Annotated in this window: 6 protein-coding genes; 4 read left to right on the forward strand and 2 right to left on the reverse strand. The window is 40.5% G+C overall.

Translation table 11 applies throughout. The features are described from left to right. From RAO94_09985 to RAO94_10000, 4 genes are all read left to right on the forward strand, one after another. Nucleotides 1–1,541, forward strand: a 1,541-nt coding sequence (locus RAO94_09985; protein ID MDP8322666.1) for a hypothetical protein, incomplete at its 5' end; no start/stop codon positions are given. Between the two features lie 11 nt (nucleotides 1,542–1,552). Beyond that, a complete protein-coding gene (locus tag RAO94_09990; protein ID MDP8322667.1) occupies nucleotides 1,553–2,173 on the forward strand; it encodes a hypothetical protein in 621 nt (206 codons plus the stop codon). Between the two features lie 9 nt (nucleotides 2,174–2,182). Then, the gene (locus tag RAO94_09995; GenBank protein MDP8322668.1) at nucleotides 2,183–3,178 is read left to right on the forward strand and encodes a hypothetical protein; all 996 of its coding nucleotides are present in this window, start codon (nucleotides 2,183–2,185) and stop codon (nucleotides 3,176–3,178) included. Nucleotides 3,179–3,187: 9 nt separating this feature from the next. Then, a complete protein-coding gene (locus tag RAO94_10000) occupies nucleotides 3,188–3,787 on the forward strand; it encodes a hypothetical protein (GenBank protein MDP8322669.1) in 600 nt (199 codons plus the stop codon). A gap of 62 nt (nucleotides 3,788–3,849) precedes the next feature. Here RAO94_10000 and RAO94_10005 read toward each other — a convergent pair whose 3' ends face one another. Both RAO94_10005 and gatD read right to left on the reverse strand, forming a co-directional pair. Next, nucleotides 3,850–4,611, reverse strand: coding sequence for a TrmH family RNA methyltransferase (locus RAO94_10005; GenBank protein MDP8322670.1), 762 nt, complete (start codon nucleotides 4,609–4,611; stop codon nucleotides 3,850–3,852). Nucleotides 4,612–4,618: 7 nt separating this feature from the next. After that, on the reverse strand, nucleotides 4,619–5,591 hold a 973-nt coding region (gatD, locus tag RAO94_10010), incomplete at its 5' end, for a Glu-tRNA(Gln) amidotransferase subunit GatD (GenBank protein ID MDP8322671.1).

Genomic DNA, 5,591 nt, shown 5'->3' on the forward strand with positions numbered 1-5,591 from the left:
CCAAGCAATCTTTGCAAATAGAGATAACTTTGAAGTGTAATAAGGATCTGGGAAATTACGTTATTCGGCAGGATCTTGAATATAATGATTTCACCAGATCATTGGTACCCGCCGAAGCATTATACCTGAATGGAGTAGATGTCAGTAATTACAGTTATTATATTTATAAGCGTAATTTTTATGATAAAGTATTCAGGTTGTCTAAGAAATTCGGGGCAACCCAGCGTGAATATCATGATAATATCGGTCTCGTTAATAATTTCAGTCTGCTGGTGGCTGATTATGATGCAGATAAGAATTTGTATCTGGTAAATCCTTCTTTTTCGATATATAAGACGGAAGGAGAGACTGATGTTGAACGCGGTTCTACAATCTCAACCAATGTGTGGCGTTCAGAAGCTGAAAAGCAGATAGAAGATCTTCAGGCAAATATTGAGAAATATAAGGTGATGGCAGACACCATCGTAGCTGATAGACGTGATGCTGTAGTGGATTATGTGGAGCAACTGGAATCGCAATTAACGAGTATCAAGTCAGATCCGATCCTGGCAAGAGCAGCGGAAATTACTGATGATAAAGGGAGGATGAACTACCTGAGAAATCAACGCAAAATTTCCAAGCGCTCATATGAATATAAACTTGTGCTTAGTGATGGTAAGGGACATTTCACAGTCTCAGATATTTATGTAAATCCTGATGGAGCAGAAAATCAGAATGATAAGTTCGCTTATTTCGGAGGAGTTGGTTTAAATCATTTCTTCCCATATTCAAACTGGTTTAAATGGAATATGTTCCCGGCTCTGATAGCAACATTGCTTTTTGGTGGACTGGTGTATGTGATGATCAAAAAAGCCAGAACATCTGATCTTTATATCAGACCTATTGCAGGTATTGAAGAAATAGATAATGCTATTGGTAGAGCTACTGAGATGGGAAGACCCATTCTCTTTGTTCCGGGGCTTTCCAGTATTCAGGATGTGGCGACGCTGGCTGGTCTTTCAATATTGGGAAGAGTAGCCAAGAAAGCTGCTGAATATGATACTAAGATACTGTGTCCTGTGAGAAATTATATCGTGCTGCCAATAGCTCAAGAGATCATCAAAGAAGCTCATTATGAAGCTGGCAGACCAGATAGTTATGATAAAAACAGTGCCTTCTTTATTACAACTGCACAGTTTGCATTCGTGGCAGGTGTGAATGGTATTATGCTGCGTGAAAAGACAGCAACAAACTTCTATATGGGAATGTTCTGGGCAGAAGCTCTGATCATGACAGAGACCGGTTCAGGAACTGGAGCTATCCAGATTGCAGGAACAGATGCTGTTACCCAGATACCTTTCTTTATCACTACCTGCGATTATACTTTGATTGGAGAAGAGCTTTATGCTGCTTCTGCTTATCTGGCACGTGAACCGCTGATGCTGGGAACTTTGAAAGGTCAGGATTACTTGAAACTAATTATCACTATCTTAATAATAGTTGGTACATTGTTAAGTTCACTGCATCTGACATTCCTGATCAATGCGTTCCCGGAAAAATAACAGGAGGATAGATGAAAAGGCAAATACCTTTAATAATAGTTATCACCTTAGGCTTCTTATTCGTAGCCCACACCTTTATACCGTCTAAGGCATCCGTAGATTTTTATGACTGGTGGGTAAGCTGGAGTAAAGCCATTTCTCCCTTTGCAGTTGTTTTGGGAATCTTGAGTCTTTTTATGGTTCATGGCACAAAAATTCAGCGAAAAGCACCTAACTGGCAATATAGTTTAGTAACACTTGGAGCTCTCTTTATTACTGCATTTTGCGGATTTGCCTGGGGAACTAATGAGGGAACACCATTCCTCTGGTTGTTTGAGAATGTGCAAATGCCTATGAGTGCTACCATGTTTTCTTTGCTGGCGTTTTATATAGCCAGTGCTGCATACAAAGCTTTCCGGGCAAAAAGCCCTCAGGCTACAGTTCTGCTGCTTGCAGCATTTATCGTGATGATGGGTCAGGTTCCTATAGGAGCAGCTATCTCCAAATGGATACCTGAGACGGCACAATGGATATTGAACGTGCCAAACCTGGCTGCCAAACGCGGTATCGCAACTGGTGTGGGTTTGGGTATGACCGCAACTTCGTTAAAGATCTTACTGGGTATTGAACGCACATACCTGGGAAGTGATTAAGGGGGAATAATGAAATTATTACAAAAATTGCAAACAATAGACAGACGCTGGATCTACCTGGTCGTTGCTCTATGTATCATAGTTCCTCTTTTGATCCCGTTTAATTCCAAAACTTATGTAACTGATCCTTCCTCAAATCTTTATCAGAAAATCGATAGCTTTTCTGGAAAAGAAGATAAAGCCGTGCTGCTTAGTTTCAGTCATGATGCTTCTACTATGGCAGAGCTTTTTCCGATGGAGGTTTCCATCCTGCGTCACTGCTTTGAAAGAAATATCAAAGTTTTCACTATCTGTTTTTCTCCACCCTCAGCACCACTGATGGCTTATGCCCTGAATGTGGCTAAAGAAGATTATCCTAACTTGCAATCTGGTGTGGATTACTGTAATTTTGGTTATAAGCCCTATGGACTTTTCCTGCCTATCGTGCTGGGAATGGGAGATGATGTGGCAGAAGCTGTGCAGACTGATGCAGACGGTAGAAAGATCAAGAATCTGGAAATCATGAATGGTATCAGAAATTATGATGATCTTAATCTGATCGTTGATTTTGCTGCCAGTGCTGCTGTGTTCAGCTGGATAACTTATGCCCGTGTTCGCTTTGGAGCAAATGTGGCTGCCGGTGTAACTGCTGTGATGGCTGCTGATAATTATCCCTATCTCCAATCTGGTCAGTTAGTGGGTATGCTTTCCGGTCTTAAGGGTGCAGCGGAGTATGAGAAACTGGTGGATGTGTTTGCTGCCTATGAGGATGCTGAATATCCGAATGGCAGGGAATATAGTCCCGAGGTTATTAAGGATACCTGGGTACCTATTATGTCCAAGAAGATTTCTTATGATTCCAGTGAAGGCAATATAGATACTAATGTAGATTTACCCTATAAATTTAAAATGGCAAGAATTGGTATGAATGCCCAAAGTATTGCTCATATAATGATCATTGTGTTTATAATTCTGGGTAATATTGGTTACTTTATGACCAGAAAAACCACTGATGAAACAATATAAGGAGGAAAGATGTTAGAATTTATAAGTAATCTTATTGCAGCAATACTCACGTTATTTATCTTTTCCTTCCTTTATAAGGATAATCCGTTCTATCGTTTTGCAGAGCATTTACTGGTGGGCGTTTCCATGGGTTATGCCATACCACTGGTTTATATCAATGCCTTCATACCGTTTGTTTATCGTCCTATCTTTCTGGAAGGGAATTTTTGGTTGATAATACCATCCTGTATTGGTATTCTCTATATTTTCCGTTTCACAAAGAATTTGAGCTGGTTATCACGCTACCCAATCGCATTTGGTATGGGTATTGTGGGTATGGGAGTGCCAATGAGTATGCACTCTTCAGTTCTGGTGCAGATGAGAAATGCCATGAGACCAGTAGATAGTATCAATAGTTTCTTGATCTTTATCGGTACGGTTTCCATTTTACTGTATTTCTATTTTTCTAAACCGCATAAGGGACTTTACGGTAAATTCACCAACGTTGGTATCTGGTTTATGATGGTAGGTTTTGGTGCATCATTTGGTTATACAGTGATGGCGCGTATTTCTCTGCTGATCGGACGAGTTCAGTTCCTTTTAGGGGATTTTCTGGGATTGATCAAATAAGAATTAAGAATTGAAATATATTTAAGCCCCGTCATTTCTGGCGGGGCTTTTTCATTGCAAGATTATTTCTGTCTGTTAAATTCTGAGATGGCAATTGCCGTTGCAGCACCCACATTCAGAGAATTCTTCCAGCCAGCAAGGGGTATTTCCAATATTTGGTCAACCATGACTAATATTCCCGGGGAGATCCCCAGTGCTTCATTGCCCACGATCAAGGCAGCAGGAAAAGCTAAATCTGCATCATATATAGAATCTGCATTTTCTGCTGTTTCCAGAGCGTAGATTTTATAATTGCCTACTCGCAGTTGCATTATTGCATCACTGGTATCATTGAAATGACTCGCTTTAATCAGTTCACGAGTTCTCATGGCTGTTTGCGCTACCTTATCATTATCAGGAGTATATCCGCAAAAATATATCTCTTCTATTCCAAAGCATTCTGCTGAGCGGATAATAGCTCCTACGTTGAAAGCACTGCGTAGATTGTCCAGCACAATGATCAAGGGTAATTTTGTGCGATCCCTTAAACCATCTACTTTGTGAATATACAGATCATTGTCCTTAAGATGATGCCTGAGCTTATGTTCAATTGGGACGATTATCTTCAGGAACTCTCGTCGATCTATTTCAGGAAATAAACTTTCGGAGACAGTTTGATATTCTGGAAAATGAAAATATGAAAGATAAACGGCAAAGTTCGCTATCAATTGCCGTTTTTCATCACCATTTTCCCAGTATTTTTCTATTTTATTTATGAACTTCAGGATATTGGCTTCTTTACCTGATTCATCGAGTTTTTCAAATTTACTAAAAGAGAATTTCATTATCTCTCTATTTATGTACTTTCCTTATAAAGGCTTCCACCTCAGGTATTCCACCCTGATAGATCAAATAGCCGTTATAAGGCTCGCCTTTCGTGATCTCTCCATTGACAGGTGTGAGCATCATTCTTTTCACTTCTTCCAGATCACTGGTTTGACCAAGTACCCACCCAAGCTTGATATATGCTACTTCAGGAAGCATATTTTCTGCTGGCACTATGCCCATCGCCATCAGATCTCTGCCTGTGTCATACACAAACATGTGCACATAGCCCCACAAAGTCTGAACCGTCATATAGATTGCTACTCCTGCAGCAGCTGCTCTTTTAATTGCCGGATAGATCAACTTATTTACATGTCCCAGACCAGTTCCTGCGATAACTATACCCTTATATCCATTCTCAACCAGCGAATCAATGATGTCCGGCTGCATATTTGGATAATAATACACGATAGTTACTTTCTCTTCAAAATAAGGAAATATTTTTACTTTATTATCATTTCTACGGAGATTGTAATCACTGTGGATTGGTTTTACCCCTGCTCTGGTAACTGTTCCTAGAGGAATATCTCCAATTGTTCTGAAAGTTGAGCGATAGGAGGAGTGCATCTTGCGAACTCTTGTCCCCCGATGCAGCAGACCATATTCATCTGAGGTAGGACCAAACATGCAAACCATCACTTCTGCTATATCACCATGACCGGCAGCAGTAGCAGCATGCATCAGATTAAGTGCTGCATCTGAGGAAGGACGATCAGATGATCGCTGTGAACCCACAAGAACTACTGGAATTGGCAGATCCTGGCACATAAAGGTTAGCGCTGCTGCTGTATGGTGCAAGGTATCTGTACCGTGACCGATAATTATGCCCTGAATACCTTTTTCTATCTCCTCTCCGATTGTTACTGCCAGCTTCTTATATTGTGCTGGTCCCATGTTTTCGCTGAATACGGCAAATACCTTTTCGGTATCAAGGTTACAG

Source organism: Candidatus Stygibacter australis (genome assembly GCA_030765845.1).
In the GTDB taxonomy this organism is placed as follows: Bacteria; Cloacimonadota; Cloacimonadia; order Cloacimonadales; family TCS61; genus Stygibacter; species Stygibacter australis.